This is a genomic window from Streptomyces sp. NPDC059499 (genome assembly GCF_042749285.1).
Classification (GTDB): Bacteria; Actinomycetota; Actinomycetes; order Streptomycetales; family Streptomycetaceae; genus Streptomyces.
Genome location: NZ_JBHYTT010000001.1, coordinates 133,539 through 158,661, shown reverse-complemented (window position 1 = coordinate 158,661; position 25,123 = coordinate 133,539). Strand labels below are relative to the sequence as shown.

The 25,123-nt window shown below is 71.2% G+C and carries 25 protein-coding genes and 1 pseudogene; 12 read left to right on the top strand and 14 right to left on the bottom strand.

The features are described 5' to 3' along the window. Positions 1–28: 28 nt before the first annotated feature. Entirely contained in the window at positions 29–763 is a 735-nt protein-coding gene (locus ACFW9O_RS00730) for a TetR/AcrR family transcriptional regulator (RefSeq protein WP_351168026.1), read from the top strand. Between the two features lie 9 nt (positions 764–772). Here the strand turns inward: ACFW9O_RS00730 and ACFW9O_RS00725 are convergent, their stop codons facing one another. Further along, the gene (locus ACFW9O_RS00725; RefSeq protein WP_384603548.1) at positions 773–1,474 is read right to left on the bottom strand and encodes a FadR/GntR family transcriptional regulator; all 702 of its coding nucleotides are present in this window, start codon (positions 1,472–1,474) and stop codon (positions 773–775) included. 131 nt (positions 1,475–1,605) lie between these two features. Here ACFW9O_RS00725 and ACFW9O_RS00720 point away from each other — a divergent pair, with 131 nt between their 5' ends. Both ACFW9O_RS00720 and ACFW9O_RS00715 read left to right on the top strand, forming a co-directional pair. Next, positions 1,606–2,115 carry a gluconokinase gene (locus tag ACFW9O_RS00720; protein WP_351168030.1) on the top strand — a complete coding sequence of 170 codons (510 nt, stop codon included), beginning with the start codon at positions 1,606–1,608 and terminating at the stop codon, positions 2,113–2,115. Between the two features lie 8 nt (positions 2,116–2,123). Continuing rightward, complete coding sequence (locus ACFW9O_RS00715; protein WP_384603546.1) at positions 2,124–3,521, top strand: GntP family permease; 1,398 nt, start codon at positions 2,124–2,126, stop codon at positions 3,519–3,521. Here ACFW9O_RS00715 and ACFW9O_RS00710 read toward each other — a convergent pair whose 3' ends face one another. The 4 genes from ACFW9O_RS00710 to ACFW9O_RS00695 form a co-directional block, all read right to left on the bottom strand. Then, a complete protein-coding gene (locus ACFW9O_RS00710; RefSeq protein WP_351168034.1) occupies positions 3,522–4,187 on the bottom strand; it encodes a cytochrome b/b6 domain-containing protein in 666 nt (221 codons plus the stop codon). After that, the gene (locus tag ACFW9O_RS00705; protein ID WP_384603543.1) at positions 4,129–4,899 is read right to left on the bottom strand and encodes a molybdopterin-dependent oxidoreductase; all 771 of its coding nucleotides are present in this window, start codon (positions 4,897–4,899) and stop codon (positions 4,129–4,131) included. Before ACFW9O_RS00705 ends, ACFW9O_RS00710 begins: the two co-directional genes overlap by 59 nt. A gap of 69 nt (positions 4,900–4,968) precedes the next feature. Beyond that, on the bottom strand, positions 4,969–6,540 hold the full coding sequence (locus ACFW9O_RS00700; RefSeq protein ID WP_384603540.1) for an APC family permease: 1,572 nt from the start codon (positions 6,538–6,540) through the stop codon (positions 4,969–4,971). A gap of 35 nt (positions 6,541–6,575) precedes the next feature. Beyond that, positions 6,576–7,541 carry a hypothetical protein gene (locus ACFW9O_RS00695; protein WP_384603538.1) on the bottom strand — a complete coding sequence of 322 codons (966 nt, stop codon included), beginning with the start codon at positions 7,539–7,541 and terminating at the stop codon, positions 6,576–6,578. A gap of 237 nt (positions 7,542–7,778) precedes the next feature. Between ACFW9O_RS00695 and ACFW9O_RS00690 the strand changes: the two genes are divergently transcribed. Next, a complete protein-coding gene (locus ACFW9O_RS00690; RefSeq protein WP_384603535.1) occupies positions 7,779–8,204 on the top strand; it encodes an ASCH domain-containing protein in 426 nt (141 codons plus the stop codon). 78 nt (positions 8,205–8,282) lie between these two features. On the opposite strand, the gene ACFW9O_RS00685 is transcribed toward ACFW9O_RS00690, so the two are convergent. Further along, complete coding sequence (locus ACFW9O_RS00685) at positions 8,283–9,515, bottom strand: PQQ-binding-like beta-propeller repeat protein (RefSeq protein WP_384603533.1); 1,233 nt, start codon at positions 9,513–9,515, stop codon at positions 8,283–8,285. A gap of 195 nt (positions 9,516–9,710) precedes the next feature. Beyond that, positions 9,711–11,366, bottom strand: coding sequence for an FAD-binding dehydrogenase (locus ACFW9O_RS00680; RefSeq protein ID WP_384603531.1), 1,656 nt, complete (start codon positions 11,364–11,366; stop codon positions 9,711–9,713). Positions 11,367–11,508: 142 nt separating this feature from the next. Here ACFW9O_RS00680 and ACFW9O_RS00675 point away from each other — a divergent pair, with 142 nt between their 5' ends. The 4 genes and pseudogenes from ACFW9O_RS00675 to ACFW9O_RS00660 all read left to right on the top strand — a co-directional run bounded on the left by ACFW9O_RS00675 (position 11,509) and on the right by ACFW9O_RS00660 (position 13,648). Beyond that, positions 11,509–12,426, top strand: a complete 918-nt coding sequence (locus tag ACFW9O_RS00675; RefSeq protein WP_384603529.1) for a DMT family transporter — start codon at positions 11,509–11,511, stop codon at positions 12,424–12,426. Further along, positions 12,413–12,939: pseudogene (locus ACFW9O_RS00670) on the top strand (NUDIX hydrolase). The gene ACFW9O_RS00675 and the pseudogene ACFW9O_RS00670 overlap by 14 nt, the downstream one beginning before the upstream one ends. A gap of 17 nt (positions 12,940–12,956) precedes the next feature. After that, the gene (locus tag ACFW9O_RS00665; RefSeq protein ID WP_351168100.1) at positions 12,957–13,340 is read left to right on the top strand and encodes a DUF202 domain-containing protein; all 384 of its coding nucleotides are present in this window, start codon (positions 12,957–12,959) and stop codon (positions 13,338–13,340) included. After that, entirely contained in the window at positions 13,337–13,648 is a 312-nt protein-coding gene (locus ACFW9O_RS00660) for a DUF202 domain-containing protein (RefSeq protein ID WP_384603528.1), read from the top strand. Before ACFW9O_RS00665 ends, ACFW9O_RS00660 begins: the two co-directional genes overlap by 4 nt. A gap of 59 nt (positions 13,649–13,707) precedes the next feature. Here the strand turns inward: ACFW9O_RS00660 and ACFW9O_RS00655 are convergent, their stop codons facing one another. Then, a complete protein-coding gene (locus ACFW9O_RS00655) occupies positions 13,708–14,643 on the bottom strand; it encodes an NADP-dependent oxidoreductase (protein WP_384603526.1) in 936 nt (311 codons plus the stop codon). 36 nt (positions 14,644–14,679) lie between these two features. After that, entirely contained in the window at positions 14,680–15,318 is a 639-nt protein-coding gene (locus ACFW9O_RS00650) for an NADPH-dependent F420 reductase (protein ID WP_384603523.1), read from the bottom strand. A gap of 102 nt (positions 15,319–15,420) precedes the next feature. Between ACFW9O_RS00650 and ACFW9O_RS00645 the strand changes: the two genes are divergently transcribed. Then, positions 15,421–15,762, top strand: a complete 342-nt coding sequence (locus ACFW9O_RS00645; RefSeq protein WP_384603521.1) for a winged helix-turn-helix transcriptional regulator — start codon at positions 15,421–15,423, stop codon at positions 15,760–15,762. Positions 15,763–15,790: 28 nt separating this feature from the next. Here the strand turns inward: ACFW9O_RS00645 and ACFW9O_RS00640 are convergent, their stop codons facing one another. Beyond that, entirely contained in the window at positions 15,791–17,080 is a 1,290-nt protein-coding gene (locus tag ACFW9O_RS00640) for a glucarate dehydratase family protein (protein ID WP_384603519.1), read from the bottom strand. A 140-nt stretch (positions 17,081–17,220) separates the two neighbouring features. Here ACFW9O_RS00640 and ACFW9O_RS00635 point away from each other — a divergent pair, with 140 nt between their 5' ends. After that, a complete protein-coding gene (locus ACFW9O_RS00635) occupies positions 17,221–18,243 on the top strand; it encodes a phosphotransferase family protein (RefSeq protein ID WP_351168062.1) in 1,023 nt (340 codons plus the stop codon). A 6-nt stretch (positions 18,244–18,249) separates the two neighbouring features. Then, the gene (locus tag ACFW9O_RS00630; RefSeq protein WP_351168064.1) at positions 18,250–19,464 is read left to right on the top strand and encodes an acyl-CoA dehydrogenase family protein; all 1,215 of its coding nucleotides are present in this window, start codon (positions 18,250–18,252) and stop codon (positions 19,462–19,464) included. Between the two features lie 82 nt (positions 19,465–19,546). Here the strand turns inward: ACFW9O_RS00630 and ACFW9O_RS00625 are convergent, their stop codons facing one another. Continuing rightward, positions 19,547–20,881: a M28 family metallopeptidase gene (locus ACFW9O_RS00625; RefSeq protein ID WP_351168066.1), complete on the bottom strand. Its 1,335-nt coding sequence runs from the start codon at positions 20,879–20,881 to the stop codon at positions 19,547–19,549. Positions 20,882–21,241: 360 nt separating this feature from the next. Here ACFW9O_RS00625 and ACFW9O_RS00620 point away from each other — a divergent pair, with 360 nt between their 5' ends. Next, positions 21,242–21,952, top strand: coding sequence for a DUF6215 domain-containing protein (locus ACFW9O_RS00620; protein ID WP_384603514.1), 711 nt, complete (start codon positions 21,242–21,244; stop codon positions 21,950–21,952). Positions 21,953–22,006: 54 nt separating this feature from the next. On the opposite strand, the gene ACFW9O_RS00615 is transcribed toward ACFW9O_RS00620, so the two are convergent. The 3 genes from ACFW9O_RS00615 to ACFW9O_RS00605 are packed head-to-tail and all read right to left on the bottom strand — an operon-like array spanning position 22,007 to position 25,066. Beyond that, positions 22,007–22,600, bottom strand: coding sequence for a TetR/AcrR family transcriptional regulator (locus ACFW9O_RS00615; RefSeq protein ID WP_351168070.1), 594 nt, complete (start codon positions 22,598–22,600; stop codon positions 22,007–22,009). A 37-nt stretch (positions 22,601–22,637) separates the two neighbouring features. Continuing rightward, positions 22,638–24,305: an AMP-binding protein gene (locus tag ACFW9O_RS00610; protein ID WP_384603511.1), complete on the bottom strand. Its 1,668-nt coding sequence runs from the start codon at positions 24,303–24,305 to the stop codon at positions 22,638–22,640. Then, positions 24,302–25,066 (bottom strand): SDR family oxidoreductase, encoded by a 765-nt coding sequence (locus ACFW9O_RS00605; RefSeq protein ID WP_384603509.1) that lies wholly within the window; start codon positions 25,064–25,066, stop codon positions 24,302–24,304. Before ACFW9O_RS00605 ends, ACFW9O_RS00610 begins: the two co-directional genes overlap by 4 nt. Positions 25,067–25,123: the final 57 nt, after the last annotated feature.

Genomic DNA, 25,123 nt, shown 5'->3' with positions numbered 1-25,123 from the left:
TCAACGCCGTTGTCATAAGGTGCGCCCCATGGGAGCGAGCGAGCGGGTGGTGCCGGAGGGTGCGCGTCGGCGCAGACGCCCCACCAAGGGGGGCACGGTCCTGTCCGAGCAGCTGATCGTGGAGACGACGCTCCGGCTGATCGGGGAGCACGGGGCCGCGGCGCTGACGGTTCGGCGGCTCGGTGCCGCGCTGGGGTGTGATCCGAGTGCCGTCTACCGGTACTTCAAGGACACCGACGAGCTGTTGCTCGCGGTGGCCGACGAGTTGATCGGCCGTACGCTCAACAGCTGGCGTCCCACCGGTGACTGGCGGGCCGACCTGCGGGCGCTCGGGCTGAGGATGCACGCCGACTACATGGCGCATCCGCAGGCGGCGATGCTGGCCTGCGCCCGGGTGACGGGCCGCAGGCACGAGATCCGGTCGGTGGACGCGATTCTCGGCGTGCTGCGCGGGGCGGGGTTCCCGGACGCGGAAGCGGTGCGGATCTACCACGTGTTCGTCGACCAGACGCTGTCGTTCGCCGCTCTGGACGCGTCGACGCTGGCACTTCCGGCGCGGGCTCGCGAGCTGGAGGCGCGGGCGTGGCGGGAGACGTACGCGCGGGTGCCGGCCGAGACCCATCCGCACATCGCGGCGACGTCGGGGGTGCTGGTCGCGGAGATGGACCGCAGTGGGTACCCGGCGGCACTGGAGATGGTGCTCGCGGCCGCTGCGGGGCGGTTGGCGCACGTGCGTCAAGGACCGTGCCCGCCGGGCGACTGAGGGCGGAGCTCAGGGCGCGAGTACGTCCAGTTCGTGGAGGGCGCCCACCGCGATCTCCTTCGTCAGGCGTTCCGCGGCTGCCGCGTCCCCCTCGCGGACCGCTTCGGCCAGGCGTACATGGAGGGTGACGGCGGCGGGGTCGGGGTCCTCGAACATCACCTGGTGGTGGGTACGGCCGGCCAGGACCTCGGCGACGACGTCGCCGAGCCGTGCGAACATCTCATTCCCGGAGGCGTTGAGCACGATGCGGTGGAACGCGATGTCGTGCCGCAGATAGCCCTCCAGCTGCTGGCCGCGCGAGGTGGCGACCATGCCGAGCGCGCATTCGGTGAGGGCGGCGCACTGCTCGGCGGTGGCGTGCCGGGCGGCGAGTCCGGCGGCGACGGGTTCGACTGCCGACCTCAGCACGGTGAGGGAGCGCAGCTGCCGGGGGCGGTCGGAGCCGGCCAGCCGCCAGCGGATGACCTGGGGGTCGTAGACGTTCCACTCCTCGGTGGGCCGCACGGTCACGCCGACGCGACGGCGGGACTCGACCAGGTGCATGGACTCCAGGACGCGGATCACTTCGCGTACGACGGTGCGGGACACCTCGAAGCGCTGCGCCAGCTCGTCGGTGCGCAGGACCCGGCCGGGCGGGAAGTCCCCGGCGGCGATCTCCAGACCCAGGGTGTCCAGCACATGTGTATGCAGCCCCTGGCTCTGTGTGGTCATGCCCACAAGCCTACGGGGCGGCCCGCGGGAACATTAAGTACGACGTTTATGTCACAGCTACTTGAATAAGTCGTATGTAATGGGTTTCAGTAGCGCGACGGACCGATGTCGAAGAAGACAGCGAGGCACCAATGAGCACCCCCCACGTCGTCGTGGTGATGGGCGTAGCAGGGACCGGCAAGACCACGATCGGCCCCCTGCTCGCCGCCGAACTCGGCGTTCCCTACGCCGAGGGCGACGACTTCCACCCGCCGGCCAACATCGCCAAGATGTCGGCGGGTACCCCGCTGGACGACAACGACCGCTGGCCGTGGCTGGACGCCATCGGCCGGTGGGCACACGGCCGGGCGGGGCTCGGCGGCGTCGTCAGCAGCTCCGCGCTCAAGCGTGTCTACCGTGACCGGCTGCGCGCCGAGGCCCCGGGTGCCGTCTTCCTCCATCTGACCGGCGACCGGGCTCTCATCGAGCGCCGGATGGCGGACCGCAAGGGCCACTTCATGCCGACCGCACTGCTCGACTCCCAGTTCGCGACCCTGCAGGAACTGCAGGAGGACGAGGCGGGCGTGGCAGTGGACGTGTCCGGCACCCCCGAAGAAATAACCGACCGGGCCGTCGCCGCGCTGCGCCGGCTCGCCTTCTAAGGATCACCGTGAGCAGTCTCAGCGTCGAGATGCTGGCAGCGGATGCCGTCGAGCCGATCACCTCGGCCGGCAACGCCCAGCTGGGCATCGCCGTCCTGGCAGGCATCGCCGTCATCGTCGTACTCATCACCAAGTTCAAGGTGCACGCCTTCCTGGCGCTGACCATCGGTTCGCTGGCGCTCGGCGTCTTCGCCGGTGCCCCGCTGGACAAGACGATCACCAGCTTCTCCACGGGCCTCGGCGCCACCGTCGCCAGTGTCGGTGTGCTGATCGCGCTCGGCGCGATCCTGGGCAAGCTGCTGGCCGACTCGGGCGGCGCCGACCAGATCGTCGACACGATTCTCGCGAAGGCGAGCGGACGCGCCATGCCCTGGGCGATGGTCCTGATCGCCTCGATCATCGGTCTGCCGCTGTTCTTCGAGGTCGGCATCGTGCTGCTGATCCCGGTGGTGCTGCTGGTCGCCAAGCGCGGCAACTACTCCCTGATGCGGATCGGTATCCCCGCGCTCGCCGGACTCTCGGTGATGCACGGCCTGATCCCGCCGCACCCCGGCCCGCTGGTCGCCATCGACGCGCTCGACGCCAACCTGGGCGTCACCCTCGCGCTGGGTGTCCTCGTCGCCATCCCGACCGTGATCATCGCGGGCCCGGTCTTCTCCCGGTACGCCGCCCGCTGGGTGGACATCCAGGCGCCGGAGAAGATGATCCCCGAGCGCCCCTCGGAGGACCTGGACCGCCGCCCGGGCTTCGGGGCCACCCTGGCCACCGTGCTGCTGCCCGTCGTCCTGATGCTGGCCAAGGCCCTCGTCGACATCGTGGTGGACAACCCGGAGAACCACGTCCAGCGGGTCACCGATGTGATCGGTTCGCCGCTGATCGCCCTGCTCGCCGCGGTGATCGTCGGCATGTTCACGCTGGGCCGGGCCGCCGGATTCACCAAGGCGCGGCTCTCCACGACCGTCGAGAAGTCGCTCGCCCCGATCGCCGGGGTGCTGATGATCGTCGGTGCCGGCGGCGGCTTCAAGACGACCCTCATCGACGCCGGTGTGGGCCAGATGATCCTCGAGTTCTCCGAGAACTGGTCGATACCCGCCCTGCTGCTCGGCTGGCTGATCGCCGTCGCGATCCGCCTGGCGACGGGTTCGGCGACCGTGGCCACCATCTCGGCGGCCGGCCTCGTCGCTCCGCTGGCGGCCGGCATGTCCACCCCGGAAGCGGCTCTGCTCGTCCTCGCCGTCGGTGCGGGCTCGCTCTTCTTCAGCCACGTCAACGACGCGGGGTTCTGGCTGGTGAAGGAGTACTTCGGTATGGACGTCGGTCAGACGATCAAGACCTGGTCGGTGATGGAGACCATCATCTCCGTCGTCTCGCTCGGCTTCATCCTGCTGCTGTCGCTGGTCCTGTAGCTACTCCTCCGGATCCCGCCACAGCGGGTGTTCGGAGCGGGCCCAAGGGCGCTCGACCGACCCGGTGCGCATGCCACGGCGTGCCTCCGGGTCGGCGAGCGCCATTGCCGTATGTCCGGCCAGGACGATGCCGATCGCGAGGGCCAGCCAGTCGTGCACGAAGGTCGCGCCCGTGCGCCACACCAGCGGGGCGAGGTCCGTGAACCACATCAGCAGGCCGGTGCCGAGCATCACGAGCACGGCGCCGGCGATCCAGGCGGCGTAGAGCTTCTGGCCCGCGTTGAACTTCCCGGCCGGCCGGGCGCCGGGCGTGCGGTCACGGCGCAGAGCGGCCTTCAGCCACTGCCGGTCGTGCGGTCCGAACCGGTTGAGCCGGGAGAGGTCGGCGCGCAGCGCCCGGGAGACCAGCCCGGCAAGCAGCGGTACGGGGACGAGCAGCCCGGACCATTCGTGGACGGTGACCACGAGGTGGCGGCGGCCGACGAGTTCGGCGAGCTGGGGGATGTACAGAAAGGCCGCGGTGGCCACGCACAGCAGCGTCAGCCAGGCGGTGGTGCGGTGCACCCAGCGCTCGGTGCGGGTGAAGCGGCGGATCCTCGTGGGGTGTTCAGACGGTGGGGGCGTCGTCCCGGCCGTTGGACCGGCCCACCCAGGCGTCGACGTCATAGCCGAGCTCCTCCCAGTAGCCGGGGCGCACGGCGTCGGTGACGGTGATCCCGGAGAGCCATTTCGCCGATTTGTAGAAGTACATCGGTGCCACGTAGAGACGGACCGGGCCGCCGTGCGAGTGGGTGACCGGCTTGTCCTGCATGCGCAGCGCGACCAGGACGTCTGCGCGCCGGGCCTGTTCCAGGGTGAGGCTCTCGCTGTAGGCGCCGTCGAAGCAGGTGAAGCGGACCGCCTTCGCGCCGGGGCGTACTCCTGCCGCGTCCAGCAGTGCGGACAGCCTGACCCCCTCGAACGGGGTCTCGGGGACGCGCCAGCCGGTGACGCACTGGACATCGCGCACCAGGCGGCTCTGCGGGAGCGCCTTCAGGGAGTCCAGCGTGTAGGTGGCGGGGCGGTCGACCAGGCCGTCCACGGTGAGGCGGTAGTCGGCGGCGGTCTTCTCGGGTACGGACGTGGCGACGGAGTAGTAGCGGAAACCGCCGCCGTTGGGCAGGAGGCCGGTCAGCCCGGTGGGGTCCTTGTCCGCGACCGCTCCGAGCCCGGTCTCCAGGCCCCGCTGGAGCACGGGGGCGGCGGCCACCCCGGCGACGCCCAGGCCGAGCATGGCCAGGACGAGGCGGCGGCCGACGGGGGCGCCTTCGGCACGGCTGCCGTCAGGAGAGTCTTCGCTGCCGGGAGGGTCTTCACTGTCGGGAGGGCGACTGTTCACCCGCCCATTCGAACACCCGCGGCCGTCCGTCACCAGGGGCCGCGGGTGTTCGTCACCACCCGGTAAGAACTACCGGGGGGCCGTCGTGCTCTCCGCGGCCTTCTCCAGCTGGAACGCCTCGTTGCCGAGGCCGATCCTGGCGTGCACCTCGGGCTTCGTGGAGCGCAGCACCGCCCCGTACACCAGGCCGCCGACGAGGGCGACGCCGATGACTCCGGGCAGCAGCCAGTTGAGTACGGAGCCGGGGCCCGAGCCGACCAGTACGTCGAAGTCCCGGACGGTGAACACCGCGATGGCCAGCAGTGCGATGCCGGCGAGGCCGGAGGCCACGAGCCGGGGGGCCTGGGCGCGGCCCGCACCGCGGCGTACGAAGAAGGCGATCACGGCGAAGGAAGCCGCCGCCATCAGCAGGATCACTCCGAGCGCGCCGACGTTGCCCATCCACGTGAACAGCTGCAGGACGGGCGCCGTGGGGTCGCCGACCGGGTTGTCGTCCGTGAGGGCGAAGGCCAGCACGATCACGACGGAGATCACGGACTGGAGCAGCGAGCCGGTGGCGGGCGCGCCGCTGGTCTTGCTGGTCCGGCCGAAGCCCGCCGGAAGCAGTCCCTCCCGGCCCATCGCGAAGGCGTAGCGGGCGACCACGTTGTGGAAGCTGAGCAGCGCGGCGAACATGCCCGTGACGAAGAGGACGTGCAGCACGTCCGTGAACGTGGCGCCGAGCCTCTCCTCGGTCAGACCGAAGAGCATGCCCGGGCCCTCCTTGAGGGAGGTGTCCGAGATGGAGCCGGGGCCCGCGGCGACGGTCAGCGCCCAGGAGCTCACCGCGAGGAACAGGGCGGCGTAGCCGACGGCCAGGAACATGACCCGGGACACGACGACCTGCGGCCGGCTGGTCTCCTCCGCGTACACGGGGGCCTGCTCGAAGCCTACGAACGCGGCGATGCAGAAGCAGAGCGCCGTGCCCAGCCCCGCGCCGGTGAGGGTGTCGGGGTTGAACGCGTGGAAGGACAGGCCCTCGGGGCCGGGCTTGCTCACGGCGGCGATGTCGAAGATCACGACCAGGGCGCACTCGATGACCAGCAGGACGCCGAGCACCTTGGCGTTGAGGTCGATCTTCAGCCAGCCGAGGACACCGACGACGGCCACGGAGACGAGGGCGGGAAGCCACCAGGGCATGTCGATGTCGAGGTAGGTGGCGAAGAGGCCGGAGACCTCGAAGCCGAGGATGCCGTAGATGCCGACCTGCATGGCGCTGTACGCGACCAGCGCGACGAGCGAGGCGCCCGCGCCGGCAGTCGGGCCGAGACCGCGGGCGATGTAGGCGTAGAACGCACCGGCGTTGTGGACGTGCCGGCTCATCTCCGCGTAGCCGACGCTGAACAGCATGAGGACGATGCCGAGGACGACGTAGAGCAGCGGCTGCCCGACGATGCCCATCACACCGAAGACCGTGGGCATCACCCCCGCGACGACCATCAGCGGGGCGCTGGCCGCCAGGACCGAGAGCAGCAGTCCGGGGGTGCCGAGGCGGTCGGCGCGCAGGGCGCGGTCCTCCCCCTTGTAGGTGTTGATCCCGCCGGTGTCGCCGTTCGTCGCGGCCGTTCCGGTCCCGGTCGTATCTGTTCTGCCCGTCGACATGGCGGGGTTGGTCCCTTCGTTGAGAGCAACGTGCATCACGGGGTACCGAGCGCGTAGGTGCGCGCGGCAAGAAATGCGGGGTACGGATCGCGGCCGGAGTACGACCAGGGGGCCGCGGTCGCGTGGGGGCCGATGCGGTGGAAGAGCGCGGCAGCCTCGGCGGGGCGGCCCTCGCAGATCTTGGCGTGGGCGAGGAAGTTGAGGTCGATGTGGTGGCGGGGGTGGTCCTCGCGCTCCCATTCCAGCCACCAGTCGAAGGCGGCCTTCATCACCTGTCTGGCCCGGCGGCCGGTCCAGTGCCCAGAGCCCGCCGGGTCGTCGGACACGCTGCCCGCCGCGGCCAGGACGCGGTAGCGCTCGGCGTGCGCGACGACGGGGAGTACGGCAAGCGGCGAGTCGGCCGGGGCCTGTTCGGCCGCCCATGCGGCGAAGTCGTACACCTCGTGGAGCGGGTCGCCGCCCTCCGGATCGGTCTCGGCCAGCAGGGCCGTCATCAGGTGATGCGCCTGGTGGTGCTCGGGGTGGCGGGACCGGATCGCCTCGAACTGCCTGGCGGTCTCCTCACGGGTGCCGTACGTGCGGTCGAGCAGCATCAGGCCCAGCCACGGGGTCGGGTCCGCGGGGTCGAGCCGGGCAGCGCCCAGGCAGGCTTCGCGGGCCTTTTCCCGTTCTCCGGCACCGGACTTGGCGCTCAGGGCCCTGGTGACGGTGGCGCAGGCGAGGAGGGTGGCGGCGTCGGGGCTGTCCGGTTCGGCGAGCAGCCACTCGCGTGCCCAGCCGGCCGCGGACGGGGTGGCGGCGAGTGCGAGCACACGGTGGCCGCGGCGGTCCCAGTCGGTGTCGGTGGCGACGAGGAGGGCGCGGGCCCTGGCCCACCGGCCCTGGGCGAACTGACCTCGTACGTCGATCAGTTCACTGTCGTCGAGAGCCGGGTCGAAAGCGTGGTCCGAGCGACCGCCCTTGCGGCGGGCGCGGCCCAGGGGCGGCGGAGGCGGGGACATCCGCAGGCTTCCTTTTTTCGGCGCGGTGTGCGAGGTGGTTCGACGCTGTGTGCGAGCAAACGATCGCGCACAGCAAAGCGGTAGGTAAGGCTCCACGTCAAGGGCGGCCCTTTCACAACTGCATGCGTGAACCATGCAGTTGACGTTGAGGGGGTGTGGTCTGAACCATTCGCGCAGCTCGTCGCGGGGACGGCGGAGACACGGAACGGCTGGGGTGACGCGTGCCACACTGCCGTCATGGAGAACCGTGAACCGCTCAAACCCTTCCTCCTCGCCTTCCCCGGACCACTGCGCGACCGGCTGGTGGCGGCCGTGCTCTCCGGCGAGAAGGTGTCGACATCGGGGCTGCTCGCGGAGTACGAGGTGGAGAAGGAGGACCTTCCGCCGGTGGGTGAGCGGTCCGCGCTGATCGACTCCCGGGGACGGGAGGTCGCCGTCGTGGAGCTGACGGAGGTTCGGGTGGTGGCCCTGGGCTCGGTCGGCCTTCAGCACGCACTCGACGAGGGCGAGGGGTACACGTCGGTCGCCCGGTGGCGGGCGGGGCACGAGGCGTTCTGGCACAGCGAGGAGATGCGGGAAGCCCTGGGGGACCCTGAGTTCACCGTGGACGACGACACGCAGATCGTCGTGGAAAGGTTCCGAGTGGTGGAGCGGTGGGAGTGACGGGGTGGCGGCCGGGGTGACGCCGCCCGGCCCGGCCCGGCGCGCGGACGCGGCGGGAACCCGGACCGGGAGGCGGGGTCACACGGCGGGGAGCGCGTAGAGCTTCTTGCCGTGCATCACGGCCAGCCGCTTGCCCGCCGCCACCACGTACCACTGCTGGATGTCGCCGGTTCTGTCGTTGTAGGTCCAGCGCAGCTTCCCGGTCGTCGCGTCGAAGGCGTGCACGCCCCCGTCCTTGTCGAACTCGGTCGCGCCGTACAGGGTGTTGTTCACCTTGGCGAACTGCCAAGCCTGCGTGGCCGTGTCCCGCAGGTCCTCGTTGTGCCAGATCTGCTTGCCCGTCGCGGGATCCACCGCACGCAGGCTGCGGGCGGTGTCGGAGGCGTAGAGCACCCCGTCCAGGACGTGCGGGTCGCTGAAGGTGCTGTACTCGCTCGCCGCGAGGGACCAGCTCTCCTTGCCGTCGGCCAGCGCGAACGCCCGCAGGCGCTGTCCGTCCGCCACGATCACCAGTTCCCCGTGCACGGCGAAGCGGCGGTGGTTGGACCGGCTGATCTTCTTGGTCCACACCTGCCGGCCCGTCGTCGTGTCGCGGACGGTCACGTTCTCCCGGTAGTCCGTGTAGACGAGGCGGTTGCCCACGGTCGCGGCGGTGATGCCGTACTCCTCGGTACCCGAGTCACGCTTCTCACGCCAGACGATCCTGCCGGAGGCGGTGTCGATCGCGGCAATCACGTTGTCGGGCGACGTGAAGTCCTTCTCCAGGATGCCGGCGAGGACGTACACATGGCGGTCGTCCGCCGCGATCGGGCGCGGCTGCTCGTACTTCTTGCCCAGCCGGCTCCGCCAGGTCTCTTTGCCGGTTGCCGGATCCAGGCCCACGACGTCACCGTCGTACTCGCCGCTCGCGAGGTACAGCGTCCCGCCGCCGAGGACGAGTTCGGCGCCGGGTGTGGTGACACCGGCGCGGGACCACTTCTGTTCGCCGGTGACCGCGTCGCGTCCGACCAGCGGGTCACCCGACACCAGGACCACGTCGCCGGCCACCGCGAGCGCGCCGTCGCCGGCCAGGTTGCTGTTCGCCGCGTTCTGCTGCCACAGCGGCTCGGGTGCGGTGCCCGGCGGCGGGGTCGTGAAGGGGTCACCGTTCTTGCCCCCGCCCGGCGTCGGACTGCCTCCCGGCTCGACCGCCTCCCCCTCGGGACCGCAACCGACAGCCCCGGCGCCGACCACGGCCAGGCCCAGTCCCGTCCCCGCCAGCCTGAGTATGTGCCTGCGCGACATCGCGTACCCGCCACGTCCGACCACCATTGTTCCTGCTTCCGTCCGCTGTTCCGACGCCCCCGTGGACGCTCCGGCGCCGTCAGGCTAGCCGTCGGATTTCGGCCGCCCGCCGGACGGTACGGAATCGGGACAGGGCCGTGAAGCTCCCGTCGCCCCGTCACAGATCGCCCGGCGGGCCGTCCGCCCGGTGGTCGCGCCGGCCGGACGCCCCGGCCGGTCGCCTCAGCCGGTCGCCTCGGCAGCCGCCCGGCCCGCCGCGCGGCCCGAGAAGATGCAGCCGCCGAGGAACGTGCCCTCCAGCGAGCGGTAGCCGTGGACTCCCCCACCGCCGAAGCCGGCCGCCTCACCCGCCGCGTACACACCGGACAGCGGGGTGCCGTCCGCCGTCAGGACACGGGAGGACAGGTCCGTCTCCAGGCCCCCCAGGGACTTGCGGGTGAGGATGTTGAGCCGGACGGCGATCAGCGGACCCGCTCCGGGGTCGAGGATGCGGTGCGGCTTGGCCGTACGGATCAGCCTGTCGCCCAGGTAGGAGCGGGCGCCGTTGATCGCCGTGATCTGGAGGTCCTTGGTGAAGGGGTTGGCGACCTCCCGGTCGCGGGCGGTGATCTCGCGGCGCAGATCGTCCTCGTCGATCAGCGGCTCGTCGGTCAGTGCGTTCATCCCGCGGACCAGAGCGCCGAGGTCCTTCTCGACGACGAAGTCGACGCCCTTGTCCATGAACGCCCTGACCGGTGCGGGGACGTCGGCGCGCGCCCTGCCGATCACGTCGCGGACCGACTTTCCGGTCAGGTCGGGGTTCTGCTCGGAGCCGGAGAGCGCGAACTCCTTCCCGATGATCTTCTGGTCGAGGACGAACCAGGTGTATCCGTACCCGGACTTCATGATGTGTTCGAGGGTGCCCAGCGTGTCGAAACCGGGAAAGAGCGGGACCGGCAGCCGCTTCCCGCGGGCGTCCAGCCAGAGGGAGGACGGGCCGGGCAGGATCCGGATGCCGTGCTTGGCCCAGATCGGGTTCCAGTTCTCGATGCCCTCGGTGTAGTGCCACATCCGGTCGCGGTTGATGTGATGGGCGCCGGCCTCCTCGGTGATGCCCACCATCAGCCCGTCGACGTGGGCGGGTACCCCGGAGAGCAGCTTCTCGGGCGGGGTGCCGAGCCGCTCGGGCCACTGGGCGCGTACGAGGTCGTGGTTGCCGCCGATGCCGCCCGAGGTGACGATCACGGCCTGCGCCTTCAGCTCGAAGGCGCCGGTGACCTCGCGGCTGCTGGCCGTGCCCCGCTCGGCGCCGCTCGCGTCGAGGAGCTCGCCGGTGACGGTGTCGATGGCCCCGGCCGAGCGGCCGAGGCCGGTGACCCGGTGGCGGAACCGCAGCTGGACGAGGCCCTTCGCGACGCCTTCGCGCACCCGCCGCTCGAAGGGGGCGACGACACCGGGCCCGGTGCCCCAGGTGATGTGGAAGCGCGGGACGGAGTTGCCGTGGCCGTTCGCGTCGTACCCGCCCCGTTCGGCCCAGCCGACGACGGGGAAGAACCGCAGCCCCTGGTCGTGCAGCCAGGACCGCTTCTCACCGGCCGCGAAGTCGACGTACGCCTCGGCCCACTTGCGCGGCCAGTGGTCCTCCTTGCGGTCGAAGCCCGCCGTGCCGTACCAGTCCTGGAGGGCCAGCTCGTGGCTGTCCTTGATGCGCAGCCGGCGCTGCTCGGGCGAGTCGACGAGGAAGAGGCCGCCGAAGGACCAGTGCGCCTGGCCGCCTATGGACTGTTCGGGTTCCTGGTCCAGCAGGATCACCGTCCGGCCCGCGTCGACGAGCTCGGCGGTGGCCACGAGACCCGCGAGTCCGGCCCCGATCACGATCACATCAGCGTCGTACGCCATGGTTCCATCCTTCGGGGCGATGCCGTGCGGTGCACGAAGTTACTTGTGCGTCAGATCTTCGGTACCGGCCGCTTCCACGTCAACCGCCCGGTCGGCGCCGCCCTCACCGCTCCCGCGGGTCCGCGGGGCTATCGTCGGATCCGTGTCGGTGCTGGTTCTCCTGCTCTCCGTCGGTGCCGCGTGCTGTCTGGGCTTCGGGTTCGTCCTCCAGCAGGACGCCGCCCGACGTGCGCCCCTGAGCGACTTCCTGTCGCCCCGGCTGCTGCTCGACCTGATGCAGGTGCCGAGCTGGCTCGCCGGGATCGGCCTGATGGTCTGCGGCATGGTCCTCGGGGCGCTGGCGCTCGGGCAGGGCGAGGTGTCGCTCGTCGAGCCGCTGCTGGCGACCAATCTGGTCTTCGCGATGGCACTGTCGCGCCACCGCACCGGGCAGTCACTCGGACGGCAGGGCTGGGGCGGGCTCTGTCTGCTGGCGGGCGGCGTCACCGCCTTCCTGCTGGCCGGCCAGCCGGAAGGCGGTGAGGCGACCGCGGATCCGCTGCGGCAGTGGCTGGTGATCGGGACGGTCGCCGGGCTCGCGGTGGTCCTGACCGCCTCGGCCAGGCACCCGCGGACCCCCGGAACGCCCGTGCTGCTCGGGCTGGCGGCCGGACTGCTGTACGGATTGCAGGACGCCCTGACCAGGCTCTGCGGGGAGCGGCTGGACGAGGGTGGCTGGTCGGCACTGATGACGGGCTGGCATCCGTACGCGATCGTCGTGATCGGGGTGACCGGTCTGATCCTGGTCCAGAGCGCGTTCGAGGCGGGGCCGTTGCGGATGTCGCTGCCCGCGCTGACGGCCGCGCAGCCGCTGGCCGGGATCGCGTGCGGAATCGGGTTCCTGGGCGATCAGGTGCGCACCGACGCGGGCGCCCTGGCGTGGCAGGCTGCCGGGCTCGCGGCGATCGTGGCGGGGATCGTGCTGCTCGGGCTCCATCCGGCGATGCCGGAGGGGAAGGGCAGGCACGGGTCCACTGCTGCCGACCGGGTGATGTTGGATGAGCAGCATGACTCCGGATGACGAGATCCTGGACATCGTCGACGAGAACGACGAGGTCGTCGGGCAGGCGCCACGTGGCGAGGCGACCGCGCGGGGCCTGCGCCACCGCTGCGTCTTCATCGAGGCCAGAGACGCCGGGGGGCGGCTCTTCGTGCACCGCAGGACGGCGACGAGTCGGTCTTCCCCTCGCACTACGACATGTTCGTCGGCGGGGTCGTGGGCGCGGGCGAGTCCTACGACGAGGCTGCGCTGCGGGAGGCCGGGGAGGAGCTGGGGGTGCCGGATCTGCCCCGCCCCGAGCCCCTGTTCAAGTTCCTCTACACGAGCGCCGAGCACAGCTGGTGGTCCTCCGTGTACCGGGTGCGGTGCGAGCTGCCGGTGAATCCGCAGGTGGAGGAGGTCGCCTGGCACACGTTCCTGACCGATGCGGAACTGGAGCGGCGGCTCGGCGACTGGCTGTGGGTTCCGGACGGGCTGGAGACCTACCACCGCCTGCGGGAGTTCAGGGCCGGGGAAGCGGGGTCCACCTCGTGAGCCGCCGCGGCGACGTCATGCAGGGCCTGCGGCTGTGGTTCGCGCCGCAGCAGATCCGCGCGGAGGGCGACACCCCGGACTACCGCTTCTCGCTCGCCAACGAGCGCACGTTCCTCGCGTGGCTCCGGACGGCTCTCGCGCTGATCGGCGGTGGTTTCGCCGTCGACCAGTTCCTGCCCGGTCTGAGCTGGGGCCTCCGTGCGGGCCTGGCCCTCGGGCTGCTCGTTGCCGGTGTCCTGTGCGCCCTGCGCGCGGTGAATCACTGGGTGCGGTGCGAGCGGGCGATGCGGCGCGGTGAGGATCTGCCGGTGTCCCGCTTCCCGGCCCTCCTGAGCATGGTCGTCGCCGTGGTCGCCCTGGCGATGGTGGTGGTGGTCCTGTTCGGCTGGGAGGGCCGGTGACCGCGGCGGAGCGCGATCCGGGGCTGCAGCCGGAACGGACGAGGCTGGCCTGGCGGCGTACGACGTTGTCCTGCACGGTGGTGGCCCTGCTCGCGGTCAGGCAGGCCCTGCACGGCGGGGCCGACGCGGCGGGGGTGATCGCCGTGGCGCTGAGCCTGCTGGCCTGGCTGGGGTTCCTGCGGGTGGCGCAACGCCGGGTGGCGGGCCTGGGATCCACCGCGCCGGCGGCGCTGCCGCCGCGCGACGCGCTGACGGCAGCGGCGTGCACGGTCGCGATCGCGGCGTTCGCCGCCGCCATGCTGTTCTGAGCCGACGGACGGTCTCGGTTCTTCCGGCACGGGCGGTCCCGGTTCTCCCGCGGGCGGTCTCAGCTCTCCCAGTCCACGGTGACGACGATCTTGCCGCGGGTGCGCCCCTGCTCGTTGAGCCGGTAGGCGTCCGCTGCCTGCTCCAGGGTGAAGACCTGGTCGACGTGGACGGTGATGACGCCCTGCTCGGCCAGCTCCGCGATCTGCGCGAGGTCCTGGGCGTCGGGACGCACGAAGGCGTAACGGCCGCCGTAGGAGAAGACCTCCGCGTCCGCGATGGAGGCGAGCCTGCCGTCGGGGGCGAGCGTCTCGGCGGAGACCCGCAGGGCTTCCCCGCCGACGGTGTCGAACGCGGCGTCGATGCCTTCGGGGGCCAGGGCCCTCAGCCGGTCGGCGAGCCCGTCGCCGTACTCCACGGGTTCGGCGCCGAGCTGACGCACGTACTCGTGGTTGTGGGGGCCCGCCGTGCCGATGACCCGGCAGCCCGCGTGCCGGGCGAGCTGGACGGCGAACGAGCCGACTCCTCCGGCGGCGGCGTGGACGAGGACCGTCTCGCCGTCCCGGACCTCCAGGGTGCGGTGGAGCACCTGGTAGGCGGTGAGTCCGCACAGGGGGAGGCCCGCGGCCTCCTCGAAGCTCAGGTTCAGGGGCTTGCGGGCGAGGGTCCGCACGGGTGCGGCGACGTATTCGGCGAGGGTCCCGCGCGAGAGGAAGTCCTCGCGCACGTAGCCGATGACCTCGTCGCCCACGGAGAACTCGTCGACGGCGGCACCCGGTTGGACGACGACTCCGGAGACGTCCCAGCCGGGAATGACCGGGAAGACGGCTTCCAGCGCCGACTGGAGGTAGCCCTCGCGCGCCTTCCAGTCGACGGGGTTGACGGCCGCGGCCCGCACCTTCACCAGGACCGAGTCCGGGCCGACCTTGGGGTCGGGCCGGTCGCCGTACTCCAGGACATCGGCCGGACCGTAGCTGCTGTAGCTGATCGCCTTCATCCTCCGACGATCGGCGCAGGTCAGGGTCCCCGCAACTCAGGCTGTGGCGGCGTGGAAGGGCGGCAGCAGTGTGCGCGGGTCATGGCCGCGGTGCCAGAGCCCGATGAGAAAGGCGGTCGTCGTCTCGAGATACCCGGCCCGGTCGAGCCCGCCCACGGTCAGCGGTACGCATCCCAGGGCCCGCACCAGGACCCCTACCGCCTCCAGGGCCTGCTCGTCGTCCCCGCACAGCGGGACGGTGACCGGCCCGTCGGCGAAGGCGGGCGGGGTGAGCCGCCACACGGAGTCCGGGAGGTGGTTGAACGCCTTGACGACCCGCGCCCCGGTGGAGTCGGCGATCGTACGGGCGGCGCCCGGGCCCCCGTCCGTGGTGAGCCTGAATCCGGGCCCGACGGCGTTGGTGCAGTCGATCAGCAGCCGGTCCCTCAGGGCGCCGTCCGCGGCGCCGAGGCCGCCGAGGACACCGGCCACGGCGTCGTAGGGCACGGCGAGCAGGATCGCGTCGCCGAAGGCCGCCGCCTCGGTGACCGTGCCCGCGCTCTGGCCGGTACGGCCGGCGAGGGCACGGGCACGGTCGGGTGACCGGCCGCCGAAGAGGACGTCGTGCCCGGCTCTCCCCCACTGGGTGCCGAGGGCTTCCGCCATGTTTCCCGTACCGATGATGCCGATCCGCATGTCCGTCTCCCGTGGCCGCTGTTCGCGTAGCGTCGTCCTGTCGGAACGCTAGGAGATCCGTTACGCACCGTTCGGTGCCCGACGGGCCGGGGAGGGGGAACCGTGGACCGGCTGCTCGCGGACTGCAGGGCCAGGCTCGGCTTCGATCTGCTGGCGAACACCTGGAATCCCGTCATCCTGTACGCACTGGCCGAGGGCCCGCGCCGGCCACGTGAACTGCGGGCGGAGATCGGCGGCATCAGCGCCAAGGTGCTGACCGAGACGCTGCGCCGGCTGGAGGGGTACGGGCTGGTCGAGCGGTGCGCGTACGCCGAGGCGCCGCCACGCGTGGAGTACGCGCTGACAGCGCTCGGCCGGACACTGCTCGAACCGATCGAGGCGCTGGGCCGCTGGTCGGCCCGGTACGGGGACGCGTTCGTGGCGGCGCAGGGCTGGGAGGACTAGGGCCTTCCGCCCTGGAGCCTCACCGGCCTCACCAGCGCGGGATCGGCGGGGTCACCCACTCCGGGTCGGCCTTGCGCATCGCCGCCGCGTCGTCGCGTGCGCGCATCGCGCCGTCGTCGTCGAGCCAGCGCCGGTGGAGCGCGGCCAGCCGGTCACGGTCGAGTTCGACACCGAGTCCGGGGGCGTCGGAGACGGCGAGGTGTCCGCCCTCGAAGGTGTGGCGGGCCGTGATGACGTCCTCGGTCTGCCAGGGGTAGTGGCTGTCGCAGGCGTAGTCGAGGTTGGGCACAGTGGCGGCGACGTGGGTCATCGCGGCGAGGCTGATGCCGAGGTGGGTGTTGGAGTGCATGGAGAGTCCCACGCCGAAGGTGCGGCAGATCCCGGCCAGTTCACGCGTACGGTGCAGGCCGCCCCAGTAGTGGTGGTCGGAGAGGATCACCTGGACCGCGTCACGGGCGAAGGCCTCGGGGACTTCCGCGAGGGTGGTGACACACATGTTCGTGGCGAGTGGGAGGTCCGTCCCGGCGGAGACCTCCGCCATCGCCGCTGTGCCGCTCGCCGGGTCCTCCAGGTATTCGAGTACGCCCTTGAGCTGATCGGCGACGTACAGCGAGGTCTCGACGGACCAGGCCCCGTTGGGGTCCAGCCTCAGCGGCTGTCCCGGGAAGGCCTCGGCGAGCGCGCGGACGGCGGCGATCTCCTGGTCGGGCTCGAAGACTCCGCCCTTGAGCTTGAAGGAGGTGAACCCGTGCTCGCGGGAGAAGCGCCGTGCCTGGGCGACGACTCCGGCGGGGTCCAGGGCCGCGCCCCAGTCGTCCTGTTCGCCGCCCGCGGGGTGGGCGGCCCAGCGGTAGAAGAGGTACGCGCTGTACTCGACGCTGTCGCGGACCTTGCCGCCGAGCAGTGCGTGCACGGGCAGCCCGAGGGTCTTGCCGAGCGCGTCCAGGCAGGCGACCTCGAATCCGGAGACGACGGAGAGCCGCAGCTTGTCGGCGGTCTGCACCCCACGCAGCCCTCCCGCGTCGACCCGCCCGTCGGCGGCGCGTGAGTCGCCGCACACCTCGTCGGCCAGGGCGAAGAGGCCGTTCAGGTCGCTGACCGGGCGGCCGGGGAGGGCACGGGCCAGCGGTTCGGCCAGTTCGAGGTAGGTGCCGTCACCGTAGGTCTCCCCCACTCCGGTCACACCGCCGCGTGTGACGACCTCCACGATGAGCCGCGGGGTGTACGGCTGGTGGACGCCCTGGGTGTTCAGCAGCGGCGGATCGGCGATGAGGATCGGGGTCAGCCGGACGTCGTCGATCAACAATGCTGTATCCATACGTGAACCCTATTCAGGGATACGACTGAATGCCAGACCGGGAGCCAAGATCGTCCACTTGATTCCGGGAGTTCACTGGACGACATACCGACTGGTCGGCATCATGGTGCCGATCGTTCAACCGTCCCGGAGGTGCGCCCATGAGCCCAGTCCATCCGCCAGGTCTCGACCTCGGCCTGCTGCGTGGGTTCCTCGACCGCGAGCGGCCCGGGCTGGTGAACGGACCGCTCGAAGGCCGGCTGATCGAGGGCGGGCGCTCCAACCTGACCTACATCGTCACCGACGGCACGGGCCGGTGGGTCGTCCGCAGACCCCCGCTGGGCCACGTACTGGCCACCGCGCACGACATGAAGCGCGAGCACCGGGTGATCAGCGCCCTGCATCCGACCGCCGTGCCGGTGCCCGAGCCGGTACTGCTGTGCGAGGACGAGTCGGTCATCGGCGCGTCGTTCTACGTCATGGAGTACGTCGAGGGAACCCCGTACCGCACCGCCGAGCAGCTCGCTCCCCTCGGCCCCGAGCGCACCCGCGCCGCCGTACTCGGACTCGTCGACACGCTCGTCGACCTGCACGCCGTCGACCCCGAGGCCGTCGGTCTCGGCGACTTCGGGCGCCCCGAGGGTTTCCTGGACCGCCAGCTGCGGCGCTGGGGCAAGCAGCTGGACGCCTCCCGCAACCGCGAGCTGCCCGGCATCGACGAGCTGCACGCCGCGCTCGGCCGGGCGCTGCCCGCCTCCCCCGCACCCACCGTCGTGCACGGCGACTACCGCCTGGACAACGTACTGATCGGGGAGGACGACCGGATCAAGGCCGTCCTGGACTGGGAGATGTCCACGCTCGGCGACCCGCTGACCGACCTCGGCCTGCTCGTGATGTACAGCTCCGACCTCGACCTGCCCGCCTCCCCGGTGTCCACCACCAGCGGTGCGGCCGGTCACCCCACTCCCGCCGAGCTGATCGAGCGCTACGCCGCACGCTCCGGCCGGGACACCTCCGGCATCTCCTGGTACACGGCCTTCGCGTGGTTCAAGCTCGCCGTGATCCTCGAGGGCATCCACTACCGCTACACCCTCGGCCAGACCGTCGGCCCGGGCTTCGACCGCATCGGCGACCTCGTCCCCGTCTTCATCGCGCACGGCCTCACCACCCTCCAGGAAGGCTGATCACCCATGGACTTCGCATTCGACGCCCGTACCGAGGAGCTGCGCACCAAGCTGCTGGCCTTCATGGACGAGTACGTGTACCCGGCCGAGGCGGTCGCCGAGGAGCAGCGCGCCCGGCTCGCCTCGCCGTGGGACACCCCGCAGATCGTGGAGGACCTCAAGGCGGAGGCGCGCAGGCAGGGTCTGTGGAACCTCTTCCTCCCGGACGCGGAGTACGGCGCCGGGCTGACGAACCTCCAGTACGCCCCGCTCGCCGAGATCACCGGGCGCAGCCCGCATCTGGCTCCGACCGCGCTGAACTGCGCGGCCCCGGACACCGGGAACATGGAGGTGCTCTTCCAGTTCGCCACGGACGAGCAGAAGAAGCAGTGGCTGGAGCCGCTGCTCGCCGGCGAGATCCGCTCGGCGTTCGCGATGACGGAGCCCGAGGTGGCCTCGTCGGACGCGACGAACATCGAGACGCGGATCGTGCGGGACGGCGACGACTACGTCATCAACGGGCGCAAGTGGTACATCTCCGGGGCGATGAACCCGGATTGCGCCGTCTTCATCGTGATGGGCAAGACCGACCCGGACGGCGAGGACATCCGCCGCCAGCAGTCCATGATCCTCGTCCCGCGCGACACCCCCGGCCTGGAGGTGCGCCGCGCGATGCAGGTGTACGGCTACGAGGACCACTCCCACGGCGGCCACGCCGAGGTCGTGTTCACCGATGTGCGGGTGCCCGCCGCGCATCTGATCGGCGAGGAGGGCGGCGGCTTCGCCATCGCCCAGGCGCGGCTGGGCCCGGGCCGTATCCACCACTGCATGCGGCTGATCGGGATGGCCGAGCGCGCGATCGAGCTGATGTGCAGGCGCGCCGTGTCCCGTACGGCCTTCGGCAAGCCGCTCGCCCAGCAGGGCGTCGTGCAGAACTGGATCGCGGACGCCCGGGTGACGGTGGAGCAGCTGCGGCTGCTCGTCCTGAAGACGGCCTGGCTGATGGACACGGTGGGCAACCGCGGGGCGCACACCGAGATCCAGTCGATCAAGATCGCCACGCCGCGCGCGGTCGTCGGCATTCTCGACCAGGCGGTGCAGCTGTACGGTGCCGGCGGCGTGAGCCAGGACTTCCCGCTGGCCGAACTGTGGGCCTCGGCACGGACGCTGCGCCTGGCGGACGGGCCGGACGAGGTGCACCAGCGGTCGCTCGCCCGGCGCGAGATCAAGAAGTACCTCTGAGCTCCGAGTTCCGAGTCCGGGGCTCCGGCCCCTGACCGACGGCGGTGCGGCCCGCTCCTACTGACCGCACCGCCGAAGGAGTTCAGAAGGTGAGCTTCCAGCTGTCGATGTAGCCGGTGTCCTGCGAGGCCGTGTCCCGCACCTGGAGCTTCCAGGTGCCGTTCGCGGTCTCGCTCGACGCGTTGACGGTGTAGGTCGCGATCACGTTGTCTGCCGAGTCGCTGCCGCTCGCGCTCTTCAGCCGGTACGCGGTGCCGTCCGGCGCGAGCAGATCGACGACGAGGTCACCGCGCCAGGTGTGCTTGATGTCCACGCCCACCTGAAGTGCGCCGGGAGCGTTGCCGGTACGGCCGGTGACCGCGATGGAGGAGGTCACGGCGGCCCCCGCGTCCGGTACGGCGACATCGGTGGTGCTGGTGAACACGCCCTCGCCCGTGGGCGGTTCGACGGTGCCTGCGGACAGGGTCCAGATCGCGTGGGCCACCGCGTCGCTGTTGCGGTCCAGGGCCGTGTCGTTGATGTTGGCCGTGGTGTCGCAGGACGAGTGGTAGCAGCGGTCGAAGGACTGTCCCGCCGTGCCGCCCCACTTCGTGGCCTGGGCGCTGCTCTTCGTGTTGCTCGCCCCGGTGAACAGGCCGCCGACGGGCACGCCCGCGCTCTTGAACGGGGCGTGGTCGGAGCGGCCGTCGCCCTCGGTCTCTATCTCGGTGGGCACCGACAGACCGGCGAAGTAGCTCTTGAAGGTCTGCTCGATGACCGGGTCGTCGTCGTAGACGAAGTAGCCGGCGTTGGGCGAGCCGATCATGTCGAAGTTGAGATATCCGTCGAGCTTGGCACGCTCGGTGGCGGCGAGGTTGTTCACGTAGTACTTCGAGCCGACGAGCCCCAGCTCCTCGGCACCCCACCAGGCGAAGCGCAGGTGCTTGTCGGGTGCGAGCTGCGCCCGCGAGACGGCGAGGGCGGTTTCGAGTACGGCCGCCGAACCGGAGCCGTTGTCGTTGATGCCCGCACCCGAGGTCACCGAGTCGAGGTGGGAGCCGGCCATGAGGACCTGGTTCGGATCCCCTCCCGGCCAGTCGGCGACGAGGTTGTACCCGGTGGCTCCGCCGGAGGTGAACTGCTGGAGTGCCGTGGTGTATCCGGCCGCGTCCAGCTTGGCCTTCACATAGTCGATGGACGCCTTGTAGCCGGTCCGGCCGTGGGCCCGGTTGCCGCCGTTGGCGGTGGCGATCGACTGGAGCTGGGTGAGGTGCGCCTTGACGTTGGCGAGGGGTATGTCGGGCGCCGCGGCCACCGCGGCGGGGGCGGCCGGTGCGGAGGAGGCGGGCGCCGCCTGTACCGCGGGGGCGGCCGTCGCGAGCAGGGCCACGACGGCGAGGGCGGATGCGGACACGGGTCTGTATCTGGCTGGGCTCATCGAAGGCTCCGGATTCCGTTCGGGGACTGACGGAACGTGCGGGGGGTACCCGGCCGTGCACGGCCGGGTCCAGGAGCTGGTGGTGCGATGTGCGTGACCGATGGTCAGCGAGATGGCCGCGTACCGTCAAGAGCTGAATCCGGACAGCCCCGTTCGCTCACCGGACAGAGGCGGCGGACAGAGGAGGCGGTCAGGCTGCCGTACGGAAGCGCGAGGACACCGTCGCGCCGCAGGCGGATGCCGATCCCCGCGCGCAGGAACGGAGTTGGCGCCGGGGCCGCGGCCGTCCCGCTTGCCCGCCCGATGATCACGGGATATGGTCCCCGGGCACATATGGGGTGATCATGACAGGCGGGGGACATGGCAGACGTAACAGGCGCGCCCACGAAGGGTGCGGGCGCGTGGGGGCAGGCCGTCACGGCGGTGGTAATGGTGGGGGCACTGGGGGTGGGCCTGTGGACGGTCCAGGAGACGTCGTCCGCGGACAGCGTGCCGCCGCCTGCCAGATGCTCGGGCGGGGAGCCCGAGAAGGCGACGGGAAAACCCGGGAAGGCACCCTGGCGCGTCTCCGGGGCGCAGCTGTGCGAGGCGCTGAACCGTCCCGGCCTGGCTGACGTGCTGGGCACACCCGGGGAGACCGTGAAGTCGGCCAGCGGCAACGGCGGCTCCCTCGACCTGTCCGGCGCGAAGGAGATCGACACCCCCTCGGCCCAGATCGAGTTCGAGACCTACACCGTGACGCTGTCGGCCACCTACGACGGCCTTCCGGTGGACGGGTCCGCGGCGCTCCTGGGCGCCGATGCCCGGCAGGAGACGTTTCTGGGCCGCCCGGCGGTCCTCTACTCGCAGCGCACCATCAGCATCAGCTTCCGCCTCGACGGCAGCGACTCCGACAGCGGTCCCGGTGCCCCGGCCCGCGTCCTGAGCGTGGCCCAGGACGCGAAGGACAGCGGCGGGTCCTACGAGATGGCCGTGTGGCGTGCGGACGGCATGACGCCGGACGACGGGGTGCTGCTCGGCGTCGCCGAGACGGTCCTGCCGACGGTCCCGCGGTGGGCCGCCGCCGGCTGACGGCCTCCGGCGGCGCCCCGGCGCACGGCAGGCCGCGTCCGACGGCTCCGGCCGTCAGGGGCGCAGTGCCCTCAGCAGCAGGTCGGCCAGGTGGTCGGCGACCTCCTGCTGACTGAGGGGGCCGTCCGGGCTGTACCACGTGGACAGGTGGTGGACCGAACCGAAGTGGTAGTCGACCACCAGGTCGGCCGGGGTCGCCGAGGAGAACACCCCGCTGCGCTGCCCCTCCTCGACGAGCGCCCGGAAGCCCTCGTGGTAGCGGCGCCGCTCCATCCGTACCTGTTTGTTCTTCTCCGGGCTCAGGTGGTGCATCGAGCGGAAGAAGATCGAGGCGTCGTCGAGGTTCTCGATGGTCGTGACGACCACGTCCGCCGCCGCGTCGCGCAGCCGCTGCTCGATCGGCGCCTCGGCGTTCGCGTACGCGTCGAGCCGCTCCTGCTGGAGTCGAAGGACCCGGGCGTAGACCTCCTGGAGGAGGTCCTCCTTGGAGCCGAAATAGTGGTAGAGGGCGCCTTTGGTGACACCCGCCGCCTCGACGATCTCCTGGACCGAGGTGCGGTCGTAGCCACGCTCGGCGAAGAGCCGGGTGGCGGCGGCCAGCAGCCGTTGAGGGACGGGCGTACCGTTCCCGTCCGTCGCCTTGGCCATTGCCGCCACCTGCCCTTTCGTCTGTGCGTGAAGCGTTCTACCGGGGAGAACGCAGTTCCCGCCTGAGGATCTTCCCACTTGCGGTCTTCGGGAGTTCCGTCAGGATCTCCACTTCGCGCGGGTACTTGTACGCGGCGAGTCTTTCCTTGCAGTACGCGCTCAGCTCGCCGGGCTCCGTCTCGGCCCCCGGGCGCAGGCTGACGTAGGCCCGCACGGTCTCCCCGCGGTAGGTGTCGGGGACTCCCACGACCGCCGCCTCGCGTACCGCGGGGTGGGTGTAGAGGACGTCCTCGACCTCACGGGGCCAGACCTTGAAGCCGGAGGCGTTGATCATGTCCTTCTTGCGGTCGACGACGTAGAGCCAGCCGGCCGCGTCCATGAAGCCGATGTCGCCGGTGCGCAGTTCCCCGCCGGGGAAGGCCGCCTCGGTCGCCTCGGGGAGGTTCCAGTAGCCGGAGACGACCTGCGGCCCGCGCACGGCTATCTCGCCCTGTTCACCGAAGGGGACGTCGTCTCCGTTCTCGTCGATGATCCTGACCACCGTGTCGGGTCCGGGGACGCCGACGGACAGGGTCCCGGACGCCGGATCGACGGGTGCCTCGTGCTCCGGCGGTACGGCGGCGCAGGGCGCCGTGCACTCGGTGAGGCCGTAACCGTTGCGGATGTACGGGCCGAAGCCGTCGCGGAACTTCTCCACGAGCGCGGGCGGCAGCGGCGCACCGCCCGAGGAGATCACCTTGAAGGAGGCGAAGTGCTCGCGGGTGGCCCCGGGGTGCGCGGCGAGCGCCATGAAGGCGGTCGAGGGGCCGACGGTGTAGGCGGGGCGGTGCTCGGCGAAGGCTTCCAGGACGACGCTCGCCTCGAAGCGGTAGGCGAGGACCAGGGTGCCCGCGTTGGCGACGCAGGCCGCGAGCTGGCACACCATGCCGGTGATGTGGAAGAGCGGGGCGAGGGCGAAGTAGGCGGCGCCCTCGGCGACGGGGTGGCCGGTTCGCTGCCGCTCCGCGTTCACCATGATGTTGCCGTGGGAGTTCATGGCGCCCTTGGGGGTACCGCTCGTCCCGGAGGTGTAGCTGATCAGCGCCACGTCGGCGGCGGTGAGCTCGCGGCCGTCGGGGGCGGCGAGGCCCCGGCGGGCCACAGCCACCAGGTCCGCCGCCCAGTCGTCGGGGCCGGGGGCGGGCAGCCGCTCGAAGCCGAGCACCCGGGGGTCGTCGGCCGTCTGCAGGTCGCGCTCGCAGGCGGTGACGGCGATCTTCACGTCCGGCGCGGCCTCTGCGACGTCCCGCAGGTAGGACTCCCAGGCCCGGTCCGAGCAGATCAGCGCGGTCACCGCCGCGTCCTTCAGTACGTGGCCGACCTCGCCGGACTTGTACATCGGGTTCAGCGGGACGACGGTCGCGCCGGCCTTCCAGGCTCCCAGCAGCGCGAGAACGAAGTGCGGGGTGTTCTGCAGCATGATCGCCACACGGTCGCCGCGCCGGAGCCCTTCGGCGGCGAGGTGTCCGGCCACGGAGTCGGAGAGCTCATCGGTCTCGCGGTAGCCGAGGCGGCCGTCGAAGTAGGCGAGGGCCGGGTGCTCGGGGGCCCGCCCGACGGCTGCGCGGAAGGCGTGCACCAGGGTCTCGGCCGGGTGGACGGGGGCCCGCTGGGCCTCGCTGAGCAGGGCGGTCCAGGGCTTTGCCGCGTAGATCGACTCGGTCATGCGCCGGCCCCCTCCCACTTCTGCTGCAAGTGGTTCATGCTGCCGATCCAGTGGTCGGGGTCCTTGGCGCGGGCCCGGTAGTACCCGGCCACCTCCGGGTGCGGCAGGACCAGGAAGCGGTCCTGCTCCATGGCGTCGAACAGGGCGTCGGCGACGGCCTCCGGCTCGATCGCGGTGGGTGCGAGTACGAGGTCGCCCGCGGTGCCCGAGGCGGTGAGCATGTCCGTACGCACGCCCTGCGGGCAGATCGCGTGGACCTTGATGCCGCGGTGGCGGTAGGTGAGCGCGAGCCACTCGGCGAAGGCCACCGCCCCGTGCTTGGTGACGCTGTACGGGGCCGCGCCGATCATCGTCAGCAGACCGGCCGCGGACGCGGTGGAGACGAAACGGCCGCTGCCGCGCTCCAGCCAGTCCGGCAGCAGCGCCCTGGCCGCGCGGACGTGCGACATCACGTTGACGTCCCAGGCCGCTGCCCAGACGTCCTCGTCGGCGAAGGCGTCTCCGCCGGATGCCAGGCCGGCGTTGGCGCAGTAGATGTCCACCGTGCCGTCGAGCGCGTCCCGGGCCGCGTCCACGATCCCCGAGGCGTCACCCGCGACGGCGGTCCCGCCGATCTCCTCGGCGAGCGCCTTGATCCGGTCGATGTCGAGATCGTTGACGACGACCCGTGCACCCTCGGCGGCGAATCTGCGGGCCAGAGCGGCTCCGATACCGCCTCCGGCTCCGGTCACCACTACGCCAGCGCCCTGCACCGTACTCATCGGTCCCGCCTCTCTCAGCCGTCTTCCCCGGCAGACTAACCAGTCGGTACGTGATCA